Below are 26,089 nucleotides of genomic sequence, written 5' to 3'. Positions count from 1 at the left end.
GTTCCCATTTTCCCCCTTACTCTCTTCGTCCCTTCACCACCCTATGGAAACTGCCGCCAACCGCGTCCAAATCCTCAGCGAAGCCCTACCCTACATCCAAAAATTCCAAGGCCGCACCGTCGTGATTAAATACGGGGGGGCCGCCATGAAAGACCCCACCCTAAAAGATGACGTCATTCGCGACATTGTTTTCATGGCCTGTGTTGGCATTCGCCCTGTCCTAGTCCACGGCGGCGGTCCCGAAATCAACACCTGGCTCGATAAGCTCAACATTGAAGCCCAGTTCAAAGACGGCCTGCGCGTCACCGATGCCGCCACCATGGACGTGGTGGAAATGGTTCTGGTAGGACGGGTGAACAAATCCTTGGTGGGCCTAGTCAATGCCGCTGGCGGCAGCGCCGTTGGTCTCTGCGGCAAGGACGGCAATCTGATCACCGCCCGGCCCCATGCTGCCGAGGGGGTGGGCTTTGTGGGGGAAGTCACCCGGATCGAACCCAAGCTGGTCAAATCCTTGGTGGAGGCAGGCTATATCCCCATCATTTCTAGCGTGGCCGCCGATAATGATGGCCAGCCCTATAATATCAATGCCGATACGGTCGCCGGGGAGCTGGCCGCCGCCCTCGGTGCCGAAAAGCTGATTCTCCTCACCGACACCCCCGGCATTCTCAAGGACTACCACGATCCCTCCACCCTCTATAACAAATTGGACATCCAAGAAGCCCGCGCCCTAATTGACTCCGGCATCGTCTCCGGCGGCATGATTCCCAAGGTCACTTGCTGCGTGCGTGCCCTGGCCCAAGGTGTGCGCGGAGCCCACATCATCGACGGTCGTGTGCCCCATTGCCTGCTGTTGGAAACCTTTACCAACTCCGGCATCGGCTCCATGCTAGTCGCTTCGCATCAGACAGATTAGAATAGCCCCAATCCCTACTAACCTCCCCCCGCATCCATGGCTTCTACCTGGTGGAATAAACTCAAACAAAACTCCCTGGCCCGGTTTGGTGCCACGGTACTGATTATTTTCTACCTGACCGTAGCCTTTGCCGAACTCACGGCTCCCTATGATCCCTATGAGCAGCAGTTCAATGGATCGTTGTTGCCGCCCACGACGGTATATTGGCGGGACCAAACATCTAAAAAGTTTATCGGTCCCCATGTGTATCCGATCTCCCAGGGGCCGGTGGATATTGACACGGGGGAGCGGATGACGGCAACGGATTTTTCGCAGCCGTCGCCAATTCGTCTGTGGGTAAAGGGGGCAAAGTATCAATTATTTCAACTGAAAATACCCTTCGTCAAAAGTATTTCCTTCGAAGATTCTATGCAGCTGCAGGAAGTACAACTGTTTAAAGGGATTACCTTTGACCGGCATTTGTTTGGCACGGTGGGTGAGGGTAAGTGGAATATTTTGGGTACGGATGAGTCGGCGCGGGACCAGCTGAGCCGGTTGATCCATGGGGGGCGGATTAGTCTCAGCATTGGCTTGGTGGGGATTCTCATCACGTTTCCTTTGGGCCTTTTAATTGGCGGCATTTCCGGTTACTTTGGCGGCACCCTCGACATGGTGATCATGCGCTTTGTGGAGATGATTATGTCCATTCCGGGCTTTTTCCTGTTGGTGACGTTGGCGGCGGTGTTGCCAGCGGAGCTGAGCAGCTCCCAGCGGTTTTTGTTGATTGTCCTGATTCTGTCGTTTATTGGTTGGACTGGGCTGGCGCGGATTATTCGGGGTGAGGTGTTATCGCTGAAAGAGCGCACCTTTGTGCAGGCGAGTCAGTCCATGGGTGGGCGGTCGTTGCACATCATTTTGCGGCACATTTTGCCCCAGACGGCTACCTATGTGATTATTTCGGCCACCCTGGCGATTCCGGGGTACATTCTCTCGGAGTCGGCCCTGAGTTTTATTGGCCTAGGCATTCAGCAGCCGGATGCGTCCTGGGGGAATATGCTGTCGGCGGCGACGAATGCGTCGATTTTGGTGTTGCATCCGTGGTTGATTTGGCCGCCAGCGGCGTTGATTGTGATTACGGTACTGTGTTTTAACTTGCTGGGGGATGGGCTACGGGATGCGTTGGACCCCCGCAGTTTGGAAGAGTAATGTAGGGGCACTCCCGGTGGATCCCCGCTTTTATGATGCTGGTGGCATAGGGTTACCTGGCTCGTCTATGCCATGGGCGGCTAAAACCTGGTGAGCGGCTTCAGCATAACGAGCCACCATAGGAATCTGAGGAAACTCAGAGGCAATTGTCACAACCTCCATGGCCATGGCCACTGATTTTTTCGGGTCAGGTTTGGCCTGTAAATAAAAAATACTTAGATTAATCAGCGTCATTGCTACGTATGGCAAATAGGTGCGCGGGTTCTCCTCGGCTAACTCGCGTCGGATGTGCAACGCTTCTTCGTAGTTCCCCTGGGCCGCTCCATACTCATTTTGCGCCTTTTGCAAATTCGCCAAATTGTTCAGCACATTCGCCACGTCTGGCAAATAGGTGCGCGGGTTCTCCTCGGCTAACTCGCGTCGGATGTGCAACGCTTTTTCGTAGTTCCCCTGGGCCGCTCCATACTCATTTTGCGCCTTTTGCAAAAGTGCCAAATTGTTCAGCGTCATCGCCACGTCTAGCAAATAGGTGCGCGGGTTCTCCTCGGCTAACTCGCGATACACCTGCAACGCTTCTTCGTAGTTCCCCTGGGCCGCTCCATACTCATTTTGCGCCTTTTGCAAAATCGCCAAATTGTTCAGCGTATGCGCCACGTCTGGCAAATAGGTGCGCGGGTTCTCCTCGGCTAACTCGCGTCGGATGTGCAACGCTTCTTCATACAGCAGCTTTGCCTGATTAAAGCAGTTGTGTTCTTGCAAAAATAGGGCATACTCAAACCCGATTTCCGGTGTGTGAGCTGCCCGCAATGCCTCTTCAAAATACCCACAGGCCTGCTCAAACCGATTAGGTTGATCGTAAAAAGTAGCCCACAGCCGTGCCTTAATCACATATTCATTGGCCAGCTGGGCTCTATTTTTAGCCACCTCAGCCTTTTCCTGATCCAGCTGCCCATCCCGTGCAATCAGCTGCTCCAGATCCCGCGCCATGTCTTCTGCATTTAAGATGGCATCGGCTTCTCGAAATTCCCCTTGGTCAAAGTGGGCCTTCGCCTGGGCTAGGCGTTCACTGTTGATTTCAATCTTGGTAAAGGTTTCATATAACCGCAGCACGTTCTCTTTAAACTGCTCCAGCTGCTGCTCCAGCTGCTCCAGTTCAGCCCCTGCCTGTAGCGCCCGATCTGTTTTGCCCGTAGCCTGCAGATACTCGACAAACTCCTGCTTTTCTTCAATTTGCTTGGTCAACGCCTGATAGTCCAGGGATTGATAGACAAACTGGGCGGTTCCAATCGAGTCGATGTTGTAAATCTTGGTATCGCCCACAGCTACTCAAACCTCGCTGAGTCAATCTTGTCGATGTGGTAGGTTTTAGAGCTGTCATTAATGGTGCTGTCATGCACATCTTGATATACCTTGTTCCCATCCCCTGACACGGTCACCGTCTTCTCCGTACTACCAGATGGCCCATCTGCAGCTCCCTGGGCCCTATCATCTGTCTTCAGCTCCAGAAAACCGCTGGCAGCTAGCTTATCTAGCTGATTGCCAAAGTGCTCCCGCAACCCTTCAATAGTTTTGTATTCTGTCTTGTAGTGCTTTAGCTCTTTTAGCTTGTCTTCAAACGCCCACAGACTCTTTAACTCATCCCGGTCCCGCGTCTCCGATGGCTTAAAGTACGTAAAAATAAATGGTTTCCGTGTTTCCGAAAACGTGCCAAACGCCTTTTCAAATTCTTCGGCGGTGTACTTACCCACCTTATTAAGCGCCAGCAGCACAAAGATATCGCAGCCTTGAATTGCCTGGTTATATTCGCTCTGTAATCCCTCTGCCGACATCGCATCGAGGAAATCTTCCCAAATGTCTAGATGCAAAAAAATGCCCCGATCAAACCAGGCTTTGCACTTGCGATAGATAAAAATTTCAAACTGCTCCCGATCTTCTTTCAGCTCTGACGAGGACGCCAAGAATAATCGAACTTTCTGCATCACAGTTTTGAGGTAAAAGCTTTCAATAGTTATAGCAAATCGCTACGTTAGTTATAGTAAATCGCTACATTTGCCAGGTATCTAGAGCAAGCACGAACTCTGCTGCCTGACCAGGCAAATCATCACCCATCAACTTTCTTCAATATGAAGTACCCAGCTTCCGGGTTAATACTTTGTATCTTGACGACGATAAAATTTTGTCCTACTTTCATCTAATGTCGCGACGTCCGCGGCTGACTAGAACCTAATAATTTGGCACCATCGGCAGGTGCTACCAACACCTACCGACGGCTAACCCCCAGAAAGCTGAGGCCAATGCCGAGCAGTATGGATAATGAAACACCCGCCAAGCCCCTAACCAACCCATAGGCTCAAAAACCGCGATAACAGTTCAACCGATTCATTGCCTGTTCGCGCGTATCCCGCTCCTGCAGCGCCTGGACAATCGCTATTCCCTGCTCAAACTCTCCTGCTCTACCATAGGCCACCGCAATCTCCTCGTAGAGACTACCCCGATCCTCAGGATCGTCCACGATCAAATCTTCCTTGATGTAAAGCATCTTGGATTCGTCTCCTGGCACCGTCTGGGCCATCTCAAATGCCCGAGCTAACACCGGCGATACCGGATCCTGGCCTAGGTGGGCATACAGTTCTGCCACCCGCAACAGCTGACGAGTCCCGCTGCCAGGGGCACTGGAAACACGGGTCAAAATCCTCACTGCCTGGTCCGTTTGACCTGCCTGGATATAGCGGTCTGCAATCTGCAACATCTCATCTACCTCAATGGTAGAGACATCCCGCGATTCTATGATGTCTAACGCCGTTGCATAGTCTTTTTCGGCCATTAAGCGCTCCACCAATAGGGTTCTCCATAGTGGGTTTTCGGGGGTTACTTGTGCGATCGCATCCAACAATCGCAATGCCAACCCATACTCTCTCGCATTCACCCAGCCAGTCCCCACCGTTTGTAACGTAAATGACTCATAAGGGTCTGCCGCGACTTCTCCCACCATCCCCAACACCCGCTCAAACAGTTCAGGTACGGGTTGCCCAGCCTGGGTCTGGGCCAAGGCAATAAAGTTCAGCGTCTCTAACCGGCTGCCAATACGGGGCAAGCCCTCCGCCACCTGAACCGCCCGATCGATGGTTTGGGCTGACTCATCCAAGAGTCCAGCCTGTCGTTGTGATAGCCCAATTTTTACCAATGCCTGGGCATAGTCCTCTGCAGAGGACTGGGTCTTTTCGGCCATGGCAAAGGCCGCTTCAAAGTCACCCGCAACAGCATAAGCCCCAGCAATTTCCCGCCAGACCCGATGCCGGTTGGAGCGATAACTCGGGTCAATGCGTTCAACAACCTGGAGGGCCAGATCAATCTGGCCTGACCTGGCAGCGGCCCCGCCAATGGCGGTGTAATCTGATAGCTCGTCATATGTTAGCTCCTTAGCCACCAGGGTTTCGACGGTCGAAAGGGCCAGCTCATAATCTTCTAGCACCATGGCTCGCCTCAGAATCTCTTCCCATAATGCCTGCTGCTCATAGGTTTGTTCCACATTTTCCGTCGCCACTAGGGCCTGTCGCAACACGTTCCTAGCAGCGGCCGGATTGTTCACCGTACTATAGTGGTTGGCCACATCCATCAGACCATATACCTGGATGCGTCCCGCCGGTGCCACCGCCAATGCCTCCAGCACTTGCTCGGCAAAACCGCCATCTACCATCGCCTGGGTAAACTGGGGACCTGGATAACCAAATGTCTCAATGGCGACAATCGCCTGGTTAAAATAAGACAAAGCCTCTGTTTTATCGCCAATACTGGCTAAATGTAGGCCAATCTCTTGCAGTGCGCGGATCGTCGGCTGCTCCAGGGTGAGCTGCTGGACTAAGTCCTTGGTCCGGTCTCGCTGGCCCGCTTGCACCGCTGACAAGGCTACATCCCCAATGACACTCTCTCGCTCGTAGGGCTGCTCAATAGATTGGGCTAAGGTCAGGGCCTGGTCCAAATCGCCTGCCTGGGCATAGATTGTTGCGATCGCAGCCACCGCCTGATCTCGACTTACCGAGTCTGGGTAGTTAACCACCGCCACCAGTTGCAAAGCCTGGGCAGCCAGCTCTGTTGCCGTGCTATAGTCCCTAATCTCGTTATACCCCTGGGCAATAGACGTCAGCGCATTTACCTTAAACTCAACTCCTTCCAAATTTGGCTCCAGTTGTCGGGCCTGCAAAAGTAAGTCTCCAGCCACCGCTAGGTCACCTATGGCCCCATAGTCTGTTGCCATGGTGGTCAGCAGCTTTATTTTTAAGCGGCTATAGCCCGTGGGAAGTTCCTGGGCAGCGTCACGGGCTGATAACAATACAGTCCGCGCAGCATCGGTATCGCCCTGGGCCATCAGGCGATCCACCCCATGGAGCAACCAACCGCCGGTAATAGTGTTCTCCGCCACAAACTCTTCTAAGATTTGCACCTTGGTAGCATCCTGCTCAACGGTACTGACCAACTCTAGGGCCTTGACCAAATGGTTGGCCCCTGCCTGTAAAGATCCTTCCCTAAAGGCCTGCTCACTCCAGTAGGCGTGGACAGTCACCCGGTCACGTTGATAAAAGCTAGTTTCATCAATGCAAATCTGGGATTGGCCAGCAGGGGCCTGGGCCGATACCGATAGCTTAGGCACCGATAGCCCCAGCCACCCCACGCTGCCCAAGCAGGCCATAGCCACCCAGCGTTGCCTAACTCGTTTGATGATCTGTCGATTGCCCATGGTTATGACTCGTCCCAGGAAAGTGATGTGTCCTACGGGATGGCTACAAGAGGGCAATAAGTTTTTACAGGCAAATACTGAGAGGAGGCAGGCCGTCAAAGTCCCTCTCCCCCCGGGAGAGGGATTTAGGGTGAGGGAAACTCCAGGTTTCGAGCCTTTTTTGGATGCTGCTGTTGGCGGAGCAGAGTTATTGCGATCGCGGCGTGGAGTTATTGAGATCGCGGCGTGGGGTTATTGCGATCGCAACGTGGAGTTATTGCGATCGCGGCGTGGAGTTATTGCGATCGCGGCGTGGAGTTATTGCGATCGCAACCCCAACGGCAACTCAAATACCCCCGTCGCACCATAAGTATCCCGATACACCTGCTTTACAGCAGTCCAAGGCACTCGACCATAAATGTGGGGATACAACTCCGTCCCACCGGACGTATTCTCCACTCGAATCTCACAATCCACGGCGGTCGGGTCAATGCAAAACAACACCAGTCCCTGCTGGCCCCCATAGTGACGACGGCTCACCCCCATCACCTGATGCAAAAACGAACAGTGGATAAATCCCTCCGCCGCCAGATCCGCCGACTCAAACCAACCCTGGGCCTCGGCTAACTCCACATCAGCTGCCGGAGCAATACGATACAGCAGATCCATCACAGTATCCTCCCTAGAATCCTTCAGTACATGTGCTGTTGCATATACCGACTTTGGGCCGGTTTATCGTCAAGTTATTTCCAGAAAACTGCACAAAGCTGTTGATAAGTAAACTGGGCTAACTAATCATATTGAAAGGTTAAATAATACTTTCCGTCAACGCATTTCTAGGTTAATGCGGAAGTCTCTCTTTTTCTTAAAAAATTTGGAAAATTATGGGGGTACTATCTGGTCTTTTATCCATGATTACAATTCATGTTTGGTATAGGTTTGAACCTCTTCACTACTTGCAGATCACTACCAGTTCACTACCCTTAAACCCACCATGTTTCTTGCGTTTTGTCAATGCGTAAGTCCTAGAGTCAAATTACCCTGTCTCTGAAGCTTCTAAACAACATTAAGAGTTTATAATACTTCTCAAATCTCACAATTATCTGTCAATTATCTGTTCTAATTCCTTCTATGGCTGTTTTTCTGCCATTTTTCTTGATTACAATCATTTTTCTAGCTTTGGCATAGTCTTGGCTTGTTTCAAGTAGTTAGCTTGAAATCGTTTCCTTGTAAAACTTTGACCCAAAAGTTGGATGAACGCCATACCACGCTGCAATCTACCAGTGGGGATCGATTATCAAAAGCCCAACTCTAAAATGATTACTGGCATTGTTGAAAACTGGTCACAAAACCCAGGTGATGAGTTAGAGTGGAGCCTGACTTCGACGCTGAGAATTGACAATATTTCCCCTACCTAGACCAGTCAAATTTGTGATGGTATTTGCGATATCGTACCCTCAATTAAGGAGATGTCCAAGGAATTTATTGTGCAATTTAGTAAGATTGATAACTCAGATTGATCACAATGCTCGGTAATTAAGTTTGTTGCATTTGTCAATGATTATAATTCGTATTTTGATGCAGAACGTAATCTGAACCTAGCAATTTTAGAACTAGCGGAATACAAACCAAACTTGAGGCTAGCTAATAATTAGATTCGTTCAATTATTGTTATGGCCTCTGCCCCTTTGCAAAGGAGCAGAGGCCATAACACAACACCCACAGCACAACATATTCATGTCATCCCGCCAATGATATCTCCCACCCCCCTTCCCCTTGAGAAATCCACTAGTACACCAGATGGACGTTTTCAGACTGTCTACCTGGACTCCCCTGAGTTTTCTAGTGGGCTTGAGGGGCAAGACGTGATTGAGGGGCTGACCCAATCTCCAAAGGTATTGCCACCAAAATACTTTTACGACGATCGCGGTTCCCAATTATTTGAACAGATCTGTGGCTTACCGGAGTACTATCCGACCCGTACGGAAGCTTGGATTTTGCAGCACTATGCCAGGGCGATCGCCCAAGCTACAGGAGCCTGTGAACTGGTGGAACTGGGTAGTGGCAGTTCCACCAAAACCCGTCTACTGCTAGATGCTTACCAGGCCCAGGGCCATCCTCTGTATTATCAGCCCATTGACGTGAGTGCGGGCATCCTGGCGGACAGCGCCGCCCAATTGCTGACCGACTACCCCACCCTGCAGGTGCAGGCCCTGGTGGGCACCTATGGGCAGGCCCTAAATGCCTTACCTACCCCCGCCAGAGCTCCGCGCCTGCTGTTGTTTTTGGGCAGCAGCCTGGGCAACTTCACGCCCCTAGAGTGCGACCAGTTTTTCGCCCAGGTTGCCTCCGTGCTGGAGGCGGGCGATTATTTTCTGCTGGGCATTGACCTACAAAAAGATACCGCCATTCTAGAAGCCGCCTACAACGATTGCCAGGGGGTCACCGCTGCCTTCAATTTGAATATGCTGGCCCATCTCAATTACCGCTTTACCGGCAACTTCAACCTGGAGGCCTTTCACCACCAAGCCATCTATAACCCTGAGGACTGCCAGATTGAAATGTATTTACGCTGTCAGCAACCCCAGTCAGTGCAGTTGAAGACACTGGATCTGAGTATCGAGCTAACTCCTGGGGAAAGCATCCGCACGGAGATTTCTCGCAAATTTAACCTGGAGCAGATGCAGCACTATCTGCAAGTGCAGGGACTTTCTCCCGTGCAAACCTGGACCGATCCAATGCAATGGTTCGGGGTCATTCTCTGCCGCCGGTGACCTAGCGGATAATTACCTTCCTTGGCTCCCTATCACTATTCTTCGTTTCATCCAATTTTCATGATTTGAATCATATTAGCTTTCGAGATAATTATGGTATTTAGGGTTTGTGGGCCAGTCTTTTTAAGACCTTAAAACCTCTAACTAGAAAGCAAGGAAATGTATTTCCTGTGAGTTTTCCTGAGAAAATTTTTTTGAGATCATCTGATTAATCCACGCTTTTCTTAAACGACTTGGGAAAGGGATTTGTACTGGGCTATTTTTGATGGCCTTGATGCGAGAAAGACAAAGGGCAATTTTGACTTTAAGCAGGTGGTTACTGTTGATCCAGGATTACGCTATAAAGCGATCGCCAGTAGTCAGGCCGATGCAATTTTGGCGTTTTCCACCGATATTGAAATAGCCATTGAAATAGCCTCAATGGCCCCAATCGGATTATCCAAAACGTGTAATGGGAAAAACCATGATCCAGACCGCCCTTGCCACACCGCCCTGCCTCGATCGCTGTGATTCCCAGGCGGTCTTAGCCTACTACCAGCGGGCCTGGACCCTGGAAGACCGTCTATGGCAGAGCCTGGTGGGGGATGAACCCTTCTATCTCAGCCCTGACCCTCTGCGCAATTTGCTGATTTTCTACCTGGGTCATACCGCTGTCTTTTACATCAACAAACTCAGGCGGGTTGGCTTGATCCAAGAGGCCCTGCATCCGGACTACGAAGACCTATTTGCCGTGGGGGTTGACCCCGAAAAACCCCATGAAATTGCCGGCAAGGTTGCCCAGCTGCGCCGGGCTGCCCTAGCTTCGGTCTGGGGCTATCGCCAAGCCGTCTACCATCGCATCGCCGATCTGATTCACCGGAGCGATTTCACCGCCCCCGTCACCTCTGGCCATCCCCTTTGGGCCCTGATGATGGCGATCGAGCATCAGTATATTCACATCGAAACCTCATCTGTGCTGATCCGGCAATTGCCGGTGGAGATGGTCCGCCGCCCTGCCGATTGGGTATACCTGCCCGGCAACGGTGATGCTCGCCCTAACCCCCTGGTGGCGGTGGCGGGAGGGCCCGTGCGTCTGGGAAAACCCCAGGATGCCCCTAGCTACGGTTGGGATATTGACTATGGCGATCGCACCCTTGAGGTCGCCCCTTTTCGGGTGAGCAAATACCAGATTACCAACGCGGAGTTTCTAGCCTTTGTCCAGGCGGGGGGCTACGAGACCTCCACCTACTGGTCTGCCGCCGCCTGGGAGTGGAAAACCCAGCAGGCCATCTCTCATCCTAAATTTTGGCTGAGAGATTCCCAATCGCCGGAGGGCTATCGGTATCGGGCTATGTTTGATGAAATGGTTCTGCCCGGTCAGTACCCAGTTGAGGTGAACTACCATGAGGCGGTTGCCTACTGTCGCTGGTATAACGAAGGCACCGGACGCCACACCCGTCTGATGGGAGAGGCGGAGTGGCACCGGGCGGTCTGCGGCGAGTCCCCCCATCCCCAACCGGTGGAGGACTACAACCTCGACGGCCAGTTTGGGTCTCCCCATGCGGTGGGGGCTAGGCCAACCGCCCAAACGGCGATGGGCATCTACGACCTGCGTGGCAATACCTGGGAGTGGCTCAGGGATCACCTCACCGCTCTGCCCGGTTATCAACCCCATCCCCTGTACGAAGACTACTCCGCCTCCTATTTTGATCACCTACACCAAATGATGGCTGGAGGCTCCTGGATCAGCTGTGGAGCCGGGGCATTGCCCCACTATCGCAACTGGTTCCGGCCCAACTTCTATCAACACGCGGGTTTCCGTCTGGCTGAAGACATTTGACACGGATGACCCGTTAGGAGTGATCTGCCCCAAAGTTTACGAGCAGAGAGACGAGGGCGATTTACTCTAACGATACCTCGCAAAGAAATGCGCTCAAGGGTAAATAGTCCACGGAATGAGGGGCCGGACTGTATTGCGCCGATGGAGAGCTAGCCACCTATTCGTATACCTATTCGTACAGACGAATTTCGTTTTTCAAACGGCAAAGTCAGACTATTATATGCTTCGTGTGCTTTGAACGCCCCGCAGCCTCTCCCGAGGGGAGGTGTGATCCCTGATTGCCATAATTTGAGTGCTTTAGAGAGTTTCTGACAAAACGAATGACGGTAAGACGATCACAGCGATTTATATCTCTCTTTGTCAGCATCATAGTTTGCGTCTGTTGTTTGGTACCTATGGCCATAGGGCAAACCCAAAATAATGTGCCCCTGGAACAACTAGAGCAACAGAAGAAAAATTTAGAGCAGCAACAACAGGAGTTAGAAGCTGAGCAAAATCGACTGCAAAAGTTAGAGCGAGAAGCGGCCCAGCAGTTGGATGGTTTGCAGGACAGTATTACGATTACGGACCTCAAAATTGGGGATACGGAGTTTCAACTCGCCCAAGCGCAGGAACGGCTAAAACAGTTGGAAAATGAGTTTGGCTGGGCCCAGGAGGAATATGAAACGGTCCGCATCGCGGCGGTGCGACGACTACAGTTTATGCAGCGGCAAAAGGATGCGGAGGGCTGGGCCTTACTGCTGAAAAGCGAGAATTTAAATGAGTTTTTGGAGCGGCGCTATCTGCTGAGTAAGGTGTACGAGGCGGATAGTAATGTGATGGCGGAGGTCCAGGCCAAGGCGGATATGATCGTGCGACAGCAGCAGGGGGTGGAAGCTCAGAAAAATTCCATTGCCCTATTGCGGCAGCAACTCCTAGCCCAGCGCGATCAGTTTGAGGCCCAGGCGGGCCAGCAAAATGAGCTGATCACCCGGCTGAAGGAAAATCGCAGCGCCCTGGAAGCGGCCCAGGCTCAGTTGGTCCGAGATTCTGAAAGTTTGGCTAATTTAATCCGGCAGCGGGTGGCGGCTGCCACTGGCGGGGTGGTGGGGACCGGTCAAATGAGTTTCCCCACTGCGGGCCAGATTACCAGCCGCTTTGGCTCTCGGTTTCATCCTGTGTTGGGCTATAACCGGTTTCATGCGGGGGTGGACTTTGGCGCACCCTATGGCACGGGCATTGTGGCGGCGGACTCGGGTACGATTATTTTTTCTGGCTGGTATGGGGGCTATGGGAATTCGGTGATTATTGATCATGGGGGCGGCCTGACGACACTTTATGCCCATGCCAGTCGTCTCAATGTCAGTGAGGGTCAATCGGTGTCAAAAGGGCAGGCTATAGCTGCAGTGGGTTCTACCGGTCTGTCGACGGGGCCACATTTGCACTTTGAAGTGCGCCGCGATGGCAACCCTGTGGATCCCTTACGATTTTTGTAGAATAGGCGCGGTCATCGCATTTGGATCAGCGTCGTCATCTGAGGATAAGCAAGCATGGGTTTGGTTAAACATGGCTGATGTTTACAGTCGGGCCGTTTGCCTGCTGGCTCTGGTTATGGTCGCCTTCGTGCCGATGGCAGCGGCCCTGGCGGAACCTATACATCCTGAACAATTTGAGCAATTTGATGATGAACTAGATCTGGCACCGGGTACGGTGGAAAGCAGCCCGGTGCTCCAGGAATGGTTGGGAAATACCCCGGATGTCCTGGATGCTATCCGCCATGAGCCTAGCTTTCCGACCCGTTTTCAGCTGAGCTATGCCCTGTTTCCCTCTAGTCGCGATGAACGGGGACTGGCCATTGGGGTAGAAGATGTGTTTGTGGGGGATCTACCCCTGACGGTAAATGCCGACTATGGGGCCAATTTTGATGGCAATGACCGGGACCGGGAGGCCTATGGGGCCCACGTGCGGTATTACCTGTTGCCCTTGGGGGACTATGTGAATGTGGCCCCGCTTGTGGGCTATCGCCATGTGGAGGCGGTGGACTATCGGGAAAGCGGTGTGCAGGTGGGTTTTCAGGTGAAGGTGGTACCGTCGCGGGGCGGGGGGGCTGATTTTGCCTATACCCAGAGTTGGGTCAGTCCGACGGAAGCGGATGCGGTGATGATTACCCAGTTGGAGTTTGGCTATGGGTTAACGGAGCGACTGCGGTTGGCGACGGATGTGGAATGGCAATTTGCGCCGGGGGCGACGGATAGTCGGTTGGGGATTGGGCTGGAATGGGTGTTGTAGTGGCATTGCCCCTACGGTGACAATTTGGCGGATAGTTTGATGGCAAGTAGGGCGGCCTGGGTGCGATCGCGCAGTCCCAACCGACCCAAAACCCTAGTCACATGGTTCTTCACGGTGCCTTCTGACAAAAACAGCGCCTCAGCAATTTCCCGATTATTCGCCCCGGTGCCCATCAGCCGCAGCACCTCCTTTTCCCGAGGTGTCAATTCATCGAATCCTTCTGGCACTTCTGCCGCAGGCTGCTGCTGCCCGGAAAGCATTTTTTCTAAAATGCCAGGACCAAACTGGCTGTAGCCCTTGGCCACGGAGCGAATGGCCTGGGCCAGTTCTTCGGAGGGAGTGTCCTTGAGTAGGTAGCCCTTAGCCCCCACGGCCATGGCCTGGGCAATCAGCTCATCGTCATCGAAGGTGGTGAGGACTAGGACCTGGATGGCAGGGTATTGGGTTGCGATCGCACCCGTCGCCGCCACCCCATCCATCACCGGCATCCGCATATCCATCAGCACCACCGCCGGTAGTTGGCCAGTCCGCTGCAGCTGCCCCAATAAAGCCAACGCCGTCTCTCCATTGTCCGCATCCCCCACAATGCAGATGTCGTCCTCTAGCTCCAACAACGTCTTTAACCCCTGCCGAATAATCTGCTGATCATCCACCAGCATCACCGCAATGAGCCCTGAATTGTTTTGTTGAGACGATTGATTCATAACCCCACTCTCCTAGTCGGCGGCCACCCACAAGGGATACCCCCACAGCAACCCGTCTTCACCCCTTCATGCCCCGCTTCACCCCGTTGCCGGCACCACCAGCCGAATCTCGCACCCCTCCCCCGGTCGACTATTCACCGTCAAATTCCCCCCCATCGCCTGGGCCCGTTCCCGCATGCCCTGCAAACCAAATCCCGTAGACGTTTGCCCCAGATCAAACCCATGGCCATCATCTCGCAACAACAACCTTATCCCCTGCTCATCCACCATCAAACTCAGGTCCACCGCCGTTGCTTCAGCATGTTTAACAATATTAGTTATCCCCTCCTGCACCAGACGATAAAGGGCCATGCTCATCGCCTCCGGTAACGGCTGTAAAAGTTGGATATTAATATTAGGCGTAATCCCCGTACTCGTCTTCAACATATTCACCAGACTATTTAACCGACTCTGAAGAGAATTTTGATCGGTCGATTTATTCCGCAGGGTGGCTACAGACTGACGCACATCCTGGAGTGCCACAGACCCCAACCGCTTGGCCTCCGTCAGCAGTTCCTGGGACTTTTTAGGATCTCGTTGGGAAAGTTTGATCGCTCCCTCTAGCTGAATATTGAGGGCCGTTAGGGAATGGCCCAGGGAATCATGAATCTCCCGAGCAATGCGGCTACGCTCTTCGACTGTTGCCAGCTGTTTGACCTGGGTCGCAGACCGTTGCAGATCCTCATTGGCCTTTTTCAACCGATTTTGGATGGTCCTTTCATTGAGCAAAGCATTCACCAACAACAGCGTAAAGACCAGGGCCAAACCAAAGAACACAATCAGATTCATCTGGAGGCTACCGATCAAATGGCGCATAGGTCGAGGAATGGGTGGTCCATTCTCCCCTGCCAATCTTCTAAACTTCAGCCCCAGGGTGGTCATAAACAACAAAAATGCCAGGGCCGTCACCGTCACCTGGCTCATCAGCCCCACCATTAAACAGCTGCGGATCACCAACACCAGATAAATAAACGGAAATAGACGGGTTCCCCGCAACATCAGGCCCGATGCCACCAAAATCAAAACGACCTGCAGGGCAATATGGCCCAACTGTTGCCAAAATCCTTTTGTCGGTAAATACAACCCCAACAGACCAAACAACAGGAGGCAACCAACCGTGAATAAGGGCCACTGAGCAAACGTCTGCCCATGGGTTAAACCACGCCGAGCCGCCTCCCGCAGCGGCGGCGTAGTGACAATGCTGGTAATGGCCACCGCCAGCAGGCCCCACTCCAGGTAGAGCAAAAAGCGAAATGGATGGTTATGGAACTGGATGGCGCGGCTCATGTCAAAAAAACTGGCAGTTTGGCATTGGCGAAGCGGTAGGCGGTGGCCTCCTCAGTACCACCCTACCCAAAATTCTATAGTTACACTGTCACTCCCCATGACTAGTGACTAAAGTCATGCCCCACCCCATGACTCCAGTCCTCCCCAAGTGGTGACTTCTGCTAGCAGTCACCATCGCTATCCCCTGGCTAGGATAAGGCCATCGTTAAGCACACAGGCAATCAACCGATGAGATTTCTAACCATGCATTCCACCATCAAACAATTCCTCGGCGGGGCTCTGATGTTAACTACCTTACTGGCCGCCCCAGCCATGTTCAAAGTCTTTAGTGCCAGTGCGTTACCCCCTGACGTGGCCGAAGAACTCAACCTCACCCCAGCCCAACAAGCGGAGCTAGAAGCAATTAAAGAGAATGCCCACAACCAAATAGAAGCCATCCTCACCGCTGACCAGCTGGCTGCCCTAGAGGGCACAACTGGCCGCGAACGGCACCAGGCCATGCGGGACCTAGACTTGAGCGAAGCACAACGCACCCAGCTGCGAGAAATACGTGAATCATCCCGCGCGGCTGCCGGTGAGGTCTTTACCGCTGAGCAACGGTCTGAACTAGAGGCCATGCGAGCTGAACGCGGTGAAGGTCGCAAAGATCATCGGAAAGGAATGGGCGAGGCCCTAAATCTGACCCCCGAGCAACAGTCTGAACTAGAGGCGATTAAGCAGAATGCCCAGTCCCAGGTTGAAGCGGTTCTCACCGCTGACCAGCTGGCTAGTTTAGAGGGGACAACGGGCCGTGAGCGTCACCGGGCCATACGCAACCTAAATCTGAGTGAAGAGCAGCGCACCCAGATGCAGGCAATTCGTGAGTCATCTCGAGCTGCAGCTGATCAGGTGTTGACTGATGAGCAGCGGGCCCAGCGGGAGGAAATGGGCGAAAACCGAGGCCAGCGTCGTCAGCGTTAGTCACGTTAGGGTGCATTGCTAAATAAGGAACAATAGGAACACAACATACTGGGTCCAGAGGCAACTGTCTCTGGCCTTTTTTAATGGCACTTTTCTAATCGCAAAGTGATCGTCTATGGTAGGAACAATGGGCACAAAACCATAGGTTTGTCAGCTGTTGATTGATTGCTGAAGCTCAACAACAAGAAAATATATGCTGTATTAGGCAGTTTGTGCGCTAAAACCGAGTTAAGGACTATACCATTTACTGAACCATGGTTATTGCCCAACCCATCACCTCCAAAACTCCTACCCTAACGGTCGCATGGGAAAAGCTACCGGACGACTTTAAGCTACCTGATGATCCTGTGGATAACGTTAATCAACCGGCACTGGCCGCAGCCCTCACAGATAGCTTGAATCAAGCGGGGCTAATGGTAGATACCGCATTTACCATGACCAACTACGGCGTATGTGCCACCGTGGACGGTAAAATTGTCGTCAAGGCACCGGACTGGGCCTACGTCGCCCAAATAACCGTCCCCAGAACTGAGATTGAACGTAGCTATACGCCCCATTTACAGGGCGATGTTCCCACCATTGTGATGGAGTTTCTCTCGGCCACAGCGGGGGACGAATATTCCAGTAAACCAACCTATCCCCCCGGCAAGTGGTTTTACTATGAAACCATTTTGCAAGTGCCCTACTATGCCATTTTTGAACCCGCCTCAGGGGATTTGGAACTGTATCAGCGCCAGGATGATGGTCGCTATAAGCTGCACACCATGGCGAACAATGGATTGTATTGGATCGAATCGATGCAGCTATTCCTGGGGGTCTGGCAAGGGGAGCGGGAAAATCGGACAGGTTATTGGCTACGGTGGTGGGATGCCCAAGAAAACCTATTGTTATGGGGCATAGAACGAGCAGACCAGGAAGCTCAACGGGCAGACCAGGAAGCCCAACGGGCAGACCAAGCAGCTCAACGGGCAGACCGATTACGGGCACAGCTGCGAGCAGCAGGTATTGAACCAGAAGAGTGAATGGGATCCCCAAACTGCTGAGTTCCACCCATCAAAAAAATCCGAAATCAAGGGCATACTGCTTGAATATGAACAGTATGAACACGATTCCCATCTCCATCGGCAGCCTCGTCCTCCTCTCTGGAGCCCCCGGAGCTGGAAAATCCACCGCCTGTCAGCACCTGCCCCCAACCTTGGTGCTGTCTAGTGATGCATTGCGGCAAACCTTTTTTGGTACGGCCAAACGGCTAGTGGATGGACAAGTAGCTGACCGCCCCCTAGACACGGACGATCGGTTAATTTTTGCCACCCTGGAAAGCGTGGTGCGGGCTAGGCTCAAAACCGGGTTGACGACCATTGTTGACGCTACCCTGATCAGCGATAAAGAACGCAAACCCTTTGCCACCATTGCTGAGGAACTGGGGGTGCCGGTGCAGGTGGTGATTTTTAACCCGCCAGTGGAGCAGGTGCAACGGCAGAATAAGCAGCGACGCTGTAGGGTGCCCGAGTATGTGGTGGCTAGGTTTTGCGATCGCATCCAAACCACCTCCCAATGGCCCTTCATTCTCACCACCGGCGACAGCACCCTCACCATTGATATTCCCACCATCCCAGACGACACCCAGCTGGACGTCATCGGCGATATCCACGGCCTAGCCGACACCCTGGAGGCCATGCTCCACCAGCTGGGCTACGACCAAAATCTCACCCACCCCGACGGACGGAAGCTTTGCTTTCTCGGCGACCTCGTAGATCGCGGTCCCCAATCCCTAGAGGTGCTAGACCGGGTGATGCAAGCTGTTGCCCAGGGCCACTACTGCGTGCGGGGCAACCACGACAACAATCTGGCCAGGGGCCTGCGGGGCGAACTTATGAGGAGCAAATCCGGCCGAGAAACTCTGCACAAAGCCCTCCAGCGAGAACAGTACTACCAGACCCAGGTACGAGACTTTATCCAGACGCTGCCATCCTTCTACCGTTATCGGGACTACGTCCTATGCCACGGCGATATCGAATGGTTTGATCCGCTGCTGCAGCCCGCCCATGAACGGGTCTATGGCCGCTGCCGCATGAACGAAAACTACGACACCGATGGCGTCTTTCGCCAGACCAGTGACTTAACCGTGGTGCGGGGCCACATTCCCCTCACCTCTGAAGGAGAACGCACCTATTCCCTCGAAACCGGGGCCGGATTTGGCGGTCCCCTTACGGCCATGCGTCTGCCTGAGCAGGAGCTGTTAAATATTGCCTGTGATTTTGACTATCACCAGTGCCCTCCTAGCTTTGCTAAGCAAATGGAACCCCTGGTTAGCAACAAGCTAGTGAAACAAGCCTCGGATGGTCCACTCACCCTATTTAAGTACAGCTCCAAAGCCTTTTTTACCCCCTCCGCCTGGGATCAGTACCCCGAGCTAAAGCTGGCCCGTGGGGTGGTGGTGGGCCTAGATGGCAACCCCGTCAGTCAGCCCTTTCCCCGTACGTTTAACTACCTTGAAAAAGATACTACACTCCCCCCCGCGACTGAAGTGATCGCGGTGGAAAAGCTCAATGGCTTTTTAGTCAGCACATTTTTACATCCCTATGATCCTACTCGGGTGGTTGTTACCTGTTCGGGGTCGTTTCAAGGAGACTATGTGGACTATGCTAAATCATTGCTGTTTAAGGATGGGCTGTATGGTCGGGTGTTGGCCTGGCTAAAAGAACATCAGGAGACCACCCTGCTGTGGGAAGCAATTCACCCCGAAGATCCTCACATTATTCAGTACGGCTCGGAGGACTATGGTCTGCATTTGATTGGGGCAGGTGTACTGGGCGCTGGGTTTATCAGGGAAGAAGGGTTGGATGAGATCGCAACCATCCTCCAAACCCCCCGTCCTGCTTGGTTCCCCTGCACTTTTGCCGATGCGATCGCAAAATCCCACCAGGTGGAGCACGAAGGTTTCATGATCCGCCTAGCCACCGACGGCACCTTTGCCCTGAAGCTCAAGAGTCCCTACTATCTCCGCACCAAGTTCCTCGCCCGACTTAACCCCAAAAAATGTAAGTTCATGTACGGTCAGCCTGAGCGCTTCAAACAGGAGCTGGACGAAGCCTTCTGGCCCCTGGTGGATGCCGTTACCAGCCAAGTCACCCAAGCCACCTGGCTCACCTGGACCGATGTGGACCGGCGCAATTTTGTCCAAACCTGGATGAATGCGGTATACCAGTAACGGAGGGAGGCGATGCCACCAAAAAATAGAGCAAAGAATATAGCGCTGAGATAGCCATGCTAAGCCCGACTAATCCATGACCCCATCCTCAAACTACAGGCATGCCCAAACGATCAGGCGGCTGAACACTGGCGCGATCAAATCGAAGCTTGCCAAGACAACCTAAACGACATCCCCAGCGGCTCCATCAGCTAACGATGCCAACAACAAGCAACCTACGAACCATTCCCCTCAAACCCTTTTCCCTAAACACAGTCAGCATTACCTACTGCGGTATGTTCCTTCGTCGTAGCTAAATCAATATGCCATATCAAAACGTTCCCTTCACAACCGATAAGCCAGTCCTCTCCTGGGCCAACCACGATCTCGGCTCCAAGGAGATCCAAATGGCCAAAAACGTCGCTGCTCTGCCCTTCGTCTATAAGCATGTCGCCCTCATGCCCGACGTCCACTTGGGCCAAGGGGCCTTAGTCGGCTCCGTCGTCGCCACCCAAGATGCCCTCGTCCCCGCCGCTGTCGGTGTCGACATCGGCTGCGGCATGTGCGCCCTACGCACCCCCTACAACAGCCAACAACTAGACGGCAAACTGAAGAAAATTCGCAAGGAAATCGAAGCTACCATCCCCACCGGCTTTGACAGCAATAAAAAGATTGAAAAATCTGTCTACAACTGGCAAGGCTGGCGCAGCTTCAAAGACCTCCATAAAGGAGTCCAACACCTAGAGACCAAAGCTCTCAGCCAAATGGGCTCCCTCGGTGGCGGCAACCACTTTATCGAAGTGTGCATCGACACCGAAGACAGCGTCTGGCTGATGCTCCACTCCGGCTCTCGCAACATCGGCAACATGCTGGCCAAATACCACATCAGCACTGCCAAAAACCTGCGTAAGCTGGCTACCGACAAACTGCCAGACCCCGATCTCTCCTACTTTGTGGCCGGTACCGAAGAGTTTCGCAGCTATTGGAACGATCTGCAGTGGGCCCAAGCCTATGCCCTGCAAAACCGCGAAGAAATGATGGCCCGCTTTAAGCACATCATTGAAAAACATCTCGGTGGCGGCAAACCCTTCAAACCATTGCTTGCGGTCAACTGTCACCACAACTACGCCGAAAAAGAACAACATTTTGGCCAGGATGTCTACGTCACTCGCAAAGGGGCCGTCCGTGCCCGCACCACCGACTATGGCATCATTCCCGGCTCCATGGGCACCAAGTCTTACATTGTCAAGGGCAAGGGTAACCATGATAGCTATTGCTCCTGCAGCCATGGAGCCGGGCGCGTCATGTCCCGCACCAAAGCCAAAGATACCTTCACCCTGGACGACCTGATCGAACAGACCGCTGGGGTGGAATGTCGCAAGGATAAAGGCCTCATTGACGAGATTCCAGCCGCCTATAAACCCATCGATCAGGTCATGGCAAACCAACAGGATTTGGTGGAAGTCGTGGCCACCCTAAAACAAGTCATCTGTGTTAAAGGGTAAAACATCTAGTTTCAAAGGCTGCTTTTAAAGTTCTCTGCAGAAATAGCCTAATAGGTTAACAAATATGCCCTGAATTACAGGACATCAACTTAAATTGGAAAATTTTAGCCGCAAGGGAGGACAAGCACCGAAAGCCATTAAAGCATGACTCATGCCTCCATGCTTTAATGGCTGCCGCATTACGACTTTTATCCTTACGACAACGATTTACATCAAGTTGACACCCTATTTTCAATAATTTTACTGTTGACTTTTCGGAAGCAAGACCCACCTCTATTTAGCATGTGAAATCAGCTAACAATAAAGTGTAAAACCCTAAAACAAGCCCTATACTTACCAAATTGCCAATTTTCAGACTTCCCTGTCAATGTCAAAAGACTTCAATGGGTATGGTCCCTTGCTAATTGTCAGAGAGGCATTCACATCGCTTCTGCCTATTGTCTTGGCCATCAATATTTTGGTCTTAGTCTCCAATTTTACATCCTTTTTAGATCGCCATAACATTACAGCCCTATCTATCATTGATACTGATGAAATCAACCGACTTTATTTTTTCTTAATACCCCTATTTTTCAACTTATCTTTTAGTAGCTTACTAGCCAAGGAAAAAGATCTTGATCGAATTGGAGCAACCTTAGTTTCGATGGTCTGCTTTTTCCGCGCATCAGGGTTTATAAACATTAACGATGCTGCTCAAATCACATCACAAAATGGCTCTATTTTAACTAGTATTCTCTGTACAGTATTCAGTATTAATGGACTTTATCTCTTCTCTAAATTTCGATTTCTAAGACTATTAAAAAATTCCAATAACGTCAGTCCTCGACTAAAAAGAAGTCTCAACCTATCTATTCCTGGTCTATTGACTGTTTTATGTATCGAAGTCTTAGCAAACATCTTAAGGGAATCCCTAGGGACAGATACTATAGCTCAACTTATACAGGGTCTCCCTAAGCTCTCCAACTTAAGTCAGCTTCAGGAACTGATTTTATATAAAGTACTTGCCCTCTCAGCATGGTTATTTGGCCTCCATGGTGAATATACCGCTGACGGTCTATTTCGGCTTATTCAGGATATTCCAGTAGGCGAGCCCAGGGGCATTACCCTGAAAACCTTCCATGATGTATTCATGAATATTGGTGGTTCTGGATCAACATTGGTTATTCCATTCATCATTTTATGGACCAAACAAACACCGAAACTTAAATCGATCGCCCGTTTAAGCATTCCATTTTCCCTATTCAATATTAATGAAATTTTATTATTTGGGCTGCCTATTATTCTAAGTCCTCTCTTGTTTTTACCGTTTTTTTTAGCCCCATTTGTCAATATGATAATTGCATTGATAGCGATATCTTTGGGGCTATTTGATATAACATTAACCCCTTATGTCCACTGGATGTCACCACCATTCTATAGTGCCTACGTAGCATCAACTTGCTCAATTCCTGCTATGGTGACTCAATTAATATGCATTGCCGTTGATGGTTTAATCTATCTGCCATTTATTGTATTGATCAATCGCCAATATCAAACACCATCATCCTTGGCTAATTTTTTAAAGGTAGATGCTTACGATTTCCTATATGACGAAATAGACCATTATGAAGAACGCCTATTTTTCAGTAAACAAAAAAGTGATCTAAGTAGCATCGAAGATGCGCAAGAAACTTTAAGACAATTGAAGGGTGGCACACTAATACTATTCTTTCAGCCTAAATTCCATGCCCAAACTCTTGAAATGGTGGGCATGGAGGCTCTGTTACGATTGCAGAATAGAAAAGGTGAATTTGTGTCTCCTACATTTCTGTCAGGACTTTATCGGCAAGGTCTATCAAAATCAGTCGACATTAAAGTAACAGACTTAGTATTTGAGCAGTCACTAAAATGGCAAAAACTAGGATTATCAGTGCCGACAATTAGCATGAATTTTGACAAAGACTTCTTGTTAGATCAGCAAGCTGTTGAAATGTTTATTAATCGTGCTAGGGAGCAGAACATTTCTTTCTGCATTGAGATTACAGAACATACCTACACTGTTCAATTAGATGCCTTAAAATCCGTAATTAAAAAATTACGACATTCAGGCCATAAAATATCTATTGATGATTTTGGCGCAGGATATTCTTCTCTAACTAGCTTACTCACATTGGATGCTGATGAAATCAAGCTAGATCGTAAACTAGTTGTCCCTCCTGAAGGTGAATTGGAACGGGGACGTATTTTATTGAAGTCCAGTATTCAACTATGTCACGATCTAGGTTTTTACATAGTGGCAGAAGGTGTGGAGACATCCTCTCAACTAAAGTTTCTGCAGGAATGTGGAGTCGATACCATACAAGGGTACTACCTCGGGAAACCAATGCATCCAAGGCAAGTTGTTCATCTGTTTCCTACACTCAACTAAACCATCCCAAGGATGTTGCTTCACATGATCTTGTCTGCAGTTGAGGATTGACAGCATAAAACGAGTTGGAAACAAGTTGCCATGGCCGGATTTTGTAGATTCAGTCATTCTGAGGATCGGCAGCACGTTTTTTTAATCTGTCTTGCGCAATGAAAGTTGTTCCTAGGTTAATCCTTAGATTTGCTCAAGATCGCTGGGGCGTTGACGCTGACGCAAACCAAAATTTAACTCATTGCTAGAGTAGGAAGAACCAAAGGTTTCAGCTAAGCTCACGACTTGCCGGAGGGCTGAACGAAAATTGTCCCCCTGCAAGGTGCTCAGGGGATGTACATAGACCGCAACGACTGCTGCATCAGTGATGGCATAGCGGGCATCTAAAGCTGTGTGAAAGTTAGCCGCCAGCATCGCCTGCACCTGCTGTGCGGTTAGCTCCTCCACTGGCAAAACAGGACTAAATACCCGCATCCGATCATTGCTGGCATCGGCTAAAACGATCACAGCTCGATCGGCTACGCTAAAGCGCCACTGGCCATTTTCCCCCTCAACGTTGCTCACCTCCGACTCCAGAATTTGTTCTAGTCGCTCCACGGTCATGGGCTGTAGCTGTTCAGGTGACTGTATAGGTGCGGTCTGGGCACAGGCTACCGTGGTGACAAGGGGCATGGATAGGGCGATTAGGGCTGCGATCGCAAATGATGCCCTACGGGAGAAAAAAGTCATAGCTAGAGGCTAAAGGAAGGAGCGCCATCATTCTAAATGCCTAATATGAGCCATCCCTGAGAGTGGTTTAAAGCTTTTAAGGCACCTCTCTGTGGTGAACTATGGGCACAAATCCATATCCCCAAACGGTCCAGTTTGGTTTACGATTTACTTCCCTAGCCATCCTATGGAAATCAACATGCTTGGTTCACTGCTACTCTTGCTAGTGTTTGGCAGTTTTATCGCCTATGCCGTCTACAGTGTCGCCTCAGCTAAGGGACAAGACACATCGTCAACAGCAGCACCAACAGCAGCACCGACCATCACCCCAGCCCACTGGCCGACGGCCGGCGGCGCTTCCCTGGAGCCCTCCATGGAAGCCCGCATCGATGCCCTGATGGCCACCATGACCATCGAGGAACTGGTGGGCCAAACGATCCAAGCTGATATCGCTGATGTCACCCCCGAGGATGTTCGCCGCTACCATTTAGGCTCCATTCTCAATGGTGGTAACTCGGCCCCTAGCGAAGATATGCACGCCGCCCCAGACCAGTGGCTAGCTCTAGCCGATAAGTTTTATGCCGCCTCCATGGACCAGTCCAAGGGGGGGCAGGCAATTCCCCTCCTCTGGGGTACCGATGCCGTCCATGGCCACAACAATATTGTTGGCGCAACAATCTTTCCCCATAACATTGGCCTGGGAGCCACTCGCAATCCTAAACTGATCCAGAAAATTGGCGAGATCACCGCCAGGGAAGTCATTGTCACCGGCATGGATTGGACCTTTGCCCCCACTCTAGCCGTGGCGCAGGACAGTCGCTGGGGCCGCACCTATGAGAGTTATTCTGAAGATCCAGAGATTGTTGCCCAATATGCCACAGCCATTGTTACAGGGTTACAGGGAGAACTCAATACCCATAGTTTTCTGAGTGACCAGCATGTAATCGCCACCGCCAAGCACTTTATCGGCGACGGCGGCACCCAGCGGGGTAAGGACCAAGGCGACAATATCGACAGTGAAGCCGACCTGCGGGACTACCACGGTGTGGGCTATCCCCCCGCCTTGGCAGCAGGCGTACAGACGGTCATGGCGTCTTTCTCCTCCTGGCATGGCCAACGTCTGCACGGCCATAAACCCCTCTTAACCGATGTGCTCAAGGAGCGCATGGGCTTCAATGGGTTTGTGGTGGGAGACTGGAACGGCCATGCCCAGATCCCAGGCTGTTCCACCCAAAGCTGTCCCACGGCGTTTAATGCGGGCATTGACATGTTCATGGCTCCCGATAGCTGGCGTGAGCTACATCACAATACCGTAGCCCAGGTAAAGTCTGGGGAGATTTCCCGCAGTCGTCTGGAAGATGCGGTGCGGCGGATTTTGCGGGTCAAGCTCCGGTTGGGCCTATTTGAGAAACCTAAACCCTCAGCCCGTCCTTTGGCTGGTAACTATTCCCTGTTGGGCCATCCTAACCACCAAGCCGTGGCGCAACAGGCCGTCCGCGAGTCGTTGGTCCTGCTCAAAAACAACAACAATCTCCTACCATTACCCACTGACCAAACCATTTTAGTCACGGGCGATGGGGCGGATGACATTGGTCAACAGTGTGGCGGTTGGACCCTTTCCTGGC

The 26,089-nt window shown here is 51.7% G+C and carries 21 protein-coding genes and 1 pseudogene; 15 read left to right on the top strand and 7 right to left on the bottom strand.

Annotation, left to right across the window (positions count from 1 at the left end):
* The first annotated feature begins 43 nt into the window (after positions 1-43).
* Together argB and VB741_RS01615 are read left to right on the top strand one after the other, a co-directional pair.
* Positions 44-913 carry an acetylglutamate kinase gene (argB, locus tag VB741_RS01620; RefSeq protein ID WP_323363390.1) on the top strand — a complete coding sequence of 290 codons (870 nt, stop codon included), beginning with the start codon at positions 44-46 and terminating at the stop codon, positions 911-913.
* Positions 914-949: 36 nt separating this feature from the next.
* Positions 950-2,098: an ABC transporter permease gene (locus tag VB741_RS01615; protein WP_323363389.1), complete on the top strand. Its 1,149-nt coding sequence runs from the start codon at positions 950-952 to the stop codon at positions 2,096-2,098.
* Between the two features lie 30 nt (positions 2,099-2,128).
* On the opposite strand, the gene VB741_RS01610 is transcribed toward VB741_RS01615, so the two are convergent.
* From VB741_RS01610 to VB741_RS01600, 3 genes are all read right to left on the bottom strand, one after another.
* Complete coding sequence (locus VB741_RS01610) at positions 2,129-3,418, bottom strand: tetratricopeptide repeat protein (protein WP_323363388.1); 1,290 nt, start codon at positions 3,416-3,418, stop codon at positions 2,129-2,131.
* Between the two features lie 2 nt (positions 3,419-3,420).
* Complete coding sequence (locus VB741_RS01605) at positions 3,421-4,077, bottom strand: hypothetical protein (protein ID WP_323363387.1); 657 nt, start codon at positions 4,075-4,077, stop codon at positions 3,421-3,423.
* Between the two features lie 371 nt (positions 4,078-4,448).
* Positions 4,449-6,833: a tetratricopeptide repeat protein gene (locus VB741_RS01600; protein WP_323363386.1), complete on the bottom strand. Its 2,385-nt coding sequence runs from the start codon at positions 6,831-6,833 to the stop codon at positions 4,449-4,451.
* 4 nt (positions 6,834-6,837) lie between these two features.
* On the opposite strand from VB741_RS01600, the gene VB741_RS01595 reads away from it, so the two are divergent.
* Positions 6,838-7,182, top strand: coding sequence for a hypothetical protein (locus tag VB741_RS01595; protein WP_323363385.1), 345 nt, complete (start codon positions 6,838-6,840; stop codon positions 7,180-7,182).
* On the opposite strand, the gene VB741_RS01590 is transcribed toward VB741_RS01595, so the two are convergent.
* Complete coding sequence (locus VB741_RS01590; protein ID WP_323363384.1) at positions 7,131-7,481, bottom strand: DUF952 domain-containing protein; 351 nt, start codon at positions 7,479-7,481, stop codon at positions 7,131-7,133. The two genes, VB741_RS01595 and VB741_RS01590, sit on opposite strands and share 52 nt — an antisense overlap.
* Before the next feature lie 22 nt (positions 7,482-7,503).
* On the opposite strand from VB741_RS01590, the pseudogene VB741_RS26225 reads away from it, so the two are divergent.
* The 6 genes and pseudogenes from VB741_RS26225 to VB741_RS01560 form a co-directional block, all read left to right on the top strand.
* Positions 7,504-7,749, top strand: a pseudogene (locus VB741_RS26225) (IS1 family transposase); the annotation flags it as partial.
* 814 nt (positions 7,750-8,563) lie between these two features.
* Positions 8,564-9,586 carry an L-histidine N(alpha)-methyltransferase gene (gene egtD / locus VB741_RS01580; protein ID WP_323363383.1) on the top strand — a complete coding sequence of 341 codons (1,023 nt, stop codon included), beginning with the start codon at positions 8,564-8,566 and terminating at the stop codon, positions 9,584-9,586.
* 246 nt (positions 9,587-9,832) lie between these two features.
* On the top strand, positions 9,833-10,096 hold the full coding sequence (locus VB741_RS01575; protein WP_323363382.1) for a hypothetical protein: 264 nt from the start codon (positions 9,833-9,835) through the stop codon (positions 10,094-10,096).
* Positions 10,050-11,405 carry a 5-histidylcysteine sulfoxide synthase gene (ovoA, locus tag VB741_RS01570; protein WP_323363381.1) on the top strand — a complete coding sequence of 452 codons (1,356 nt, stop codon included), beginning with the start codon at positions 10,050-10,052 and terminating at the stop codon, positions 11,403-11,405. The genes VB741_RS01575 and ovoA overlap by 47 nt, the downstream gene beginning before the upstream one ends.
* 395 nt (positions 11,406-11,800) lie before the next feature.
* Positions 11,801-12,880: a murein hydrolase activator EnvC family protein gene (locus VB741_RS01565; RefSeq protein WP_323363380.1), complete on the top strand. Its 1,080-nt coding sequence runs from the start codon at positions 11,801-11,803 to the stop codon at positions 12,878-12,880.
* Positions 12,881-12,950: 70 nt separating this feature from the next.
* Positions 12,951-13,673, top strand: coding sequence for a hypothetical protein (locus VB741_RS01560; RefSeq protein WP_323363379.1), 723 nt, complete (start codon positions 12,951-12,953; stop codon positions 13,671-13,673).
* 11 nt (positions 13,674-13,684) lie between these two features.
* Here the strand turns inward: VB741_RS01560 and VB741_RS01555 are convergent, their stop codons facing one another.
* Together VB741_RS01555 and VB741_RS01550 are read right to left on the bottom strand one after the other, a co-directional pair.
* A complete protein-coding gene (locus VB741_RS01555) occupies positions 13,685-14,377 on the bottom strand; it encodes a response regulator transcription factor (RefSeq protein ID WP_323363378.1) in 693 nt (230 codons plus the stop codon).
* Between the two features lie 78 nt (positions 14,378-14,455).
* Complete coding sequence (locus tag VB741_RS01550) at positions 14,456-15,703, bottom strand: sensor histidine kinase (protein ID WP_323363377.1); 1,248 nt, start codon at positions 15,701-15,703, stop codon at positions 14,456-14,458.
* Between the two features lie 228 nt (positions 15,704-15,931).
* On the opposite strand from VB741_RS01550, the gene VB741_RS01545 reads away from it, so the two are divergent.
* The 5 genes from VB741_RS01545 (at position 15,932) to VB741_RS01525 (ending at position 23,765) form a co-directional block, all read left to right on the top strand.
* Positions 15,932-16,663: a Spy/CpxP family protein refolding chaperone gene (locus VB741_RS01545; protein ID WP_323363376.1), complete on the top strand. Its 732-nt coding sequence runs from the start codon at positions 15,932-15,934 to the stop codon at positions 16,661-16,663.
* A gap of 254 nt (positions 16,664-16,917) precedes the next feature.
* On the top strand, positions 16,918-17,685 hold the full coding sequence (locus tag VB741_RS01540; protein ID WP_323363375.1) for a Uma2 family endonuclease: 768 nt from the start codon (positions 16,918-16,920) through the stop codon (positions 17,683-17,685).
* Between the two features lie 77 nt (positions 17,686-17,762).
* On the top strand, positions 17,763-19,874 hold the full coding sequence (locus tag VB741_RS01535) for an AAA family ATPase (protein ID WP_323363374.1): 2,112 nt from the start codon (positions 17,763-17,765) through the stop codon (positions 19,872-19,874).
* A 302-nt stretch (positions 19,875-20,176) separates the two neighbouring features.
* Positions 20,177-21,358, top strand: a complete 1,182-nt coding sequence (locus VB741_RS01530) for an RtcB family protein (protein WP_323363373.1) — start codon at positions 20,177-20,179, stop codon at positions 21,356-21,358.
* Between the two features lie 367 nt (positions 21,359-21,725).
* Positions 21,726-23,765, top strand: a complete 2,040-nt coding sequence (locus VB741_RS01525; protein ID WP_323363372.1) for an EAL domain-containing protein — start codon at positions 21,726-21,728, stop codon at positions 23,763-23,765.
* A 174-nt stretch (positions 23,766-23,939) separates the two neighbouring features.
* Here VB741_RS01525 and VB741_RS01520 read toward each other — a convergent pair whose 3' ends face one another.
* Positions 23,940-24,485 (bottom strand): type III secretion system chaperone, encoded by a 546-nt coding sequence (locus tag VB741_RS01520; RefSeq protein WP_323363371.1) that lies wholly within the window; start codon positions 24,483-24,485, stop codon positions 23,940-23,942.
* A 178-nt stretch (positions 24,486-24,663) separates the two neighbouring features.
* On the opposite strand from VB741_RS01520, the gene VB741_RS01515 reads away from it, so the two are divergent.
* A partial coding sequence (locus tag VB741_RS01515) for a glycoside hydrolase family 3 protein (protein ID WP_323363370.1) occupies positions 24,664-26,089 on the top strand: 1,426 nt, incomplete at its 3' end.

Source organism: Leptothoe sp. PORK10 BA2, from assembly GCF_034932105.1.
In the GTDB taxonomy this organism is placed as follows: domain Bacteria; phylum Cyanobacteriota; class Cyanobacteriia; order Phormidesmidales; family Phormidesmidaceae; genus Leptothoe.
The sequence above is the reverse complement of the archived record's forward strand: the minus strand, read 5'-3'. Positions and strand labels throughout refer to the sequence as shown.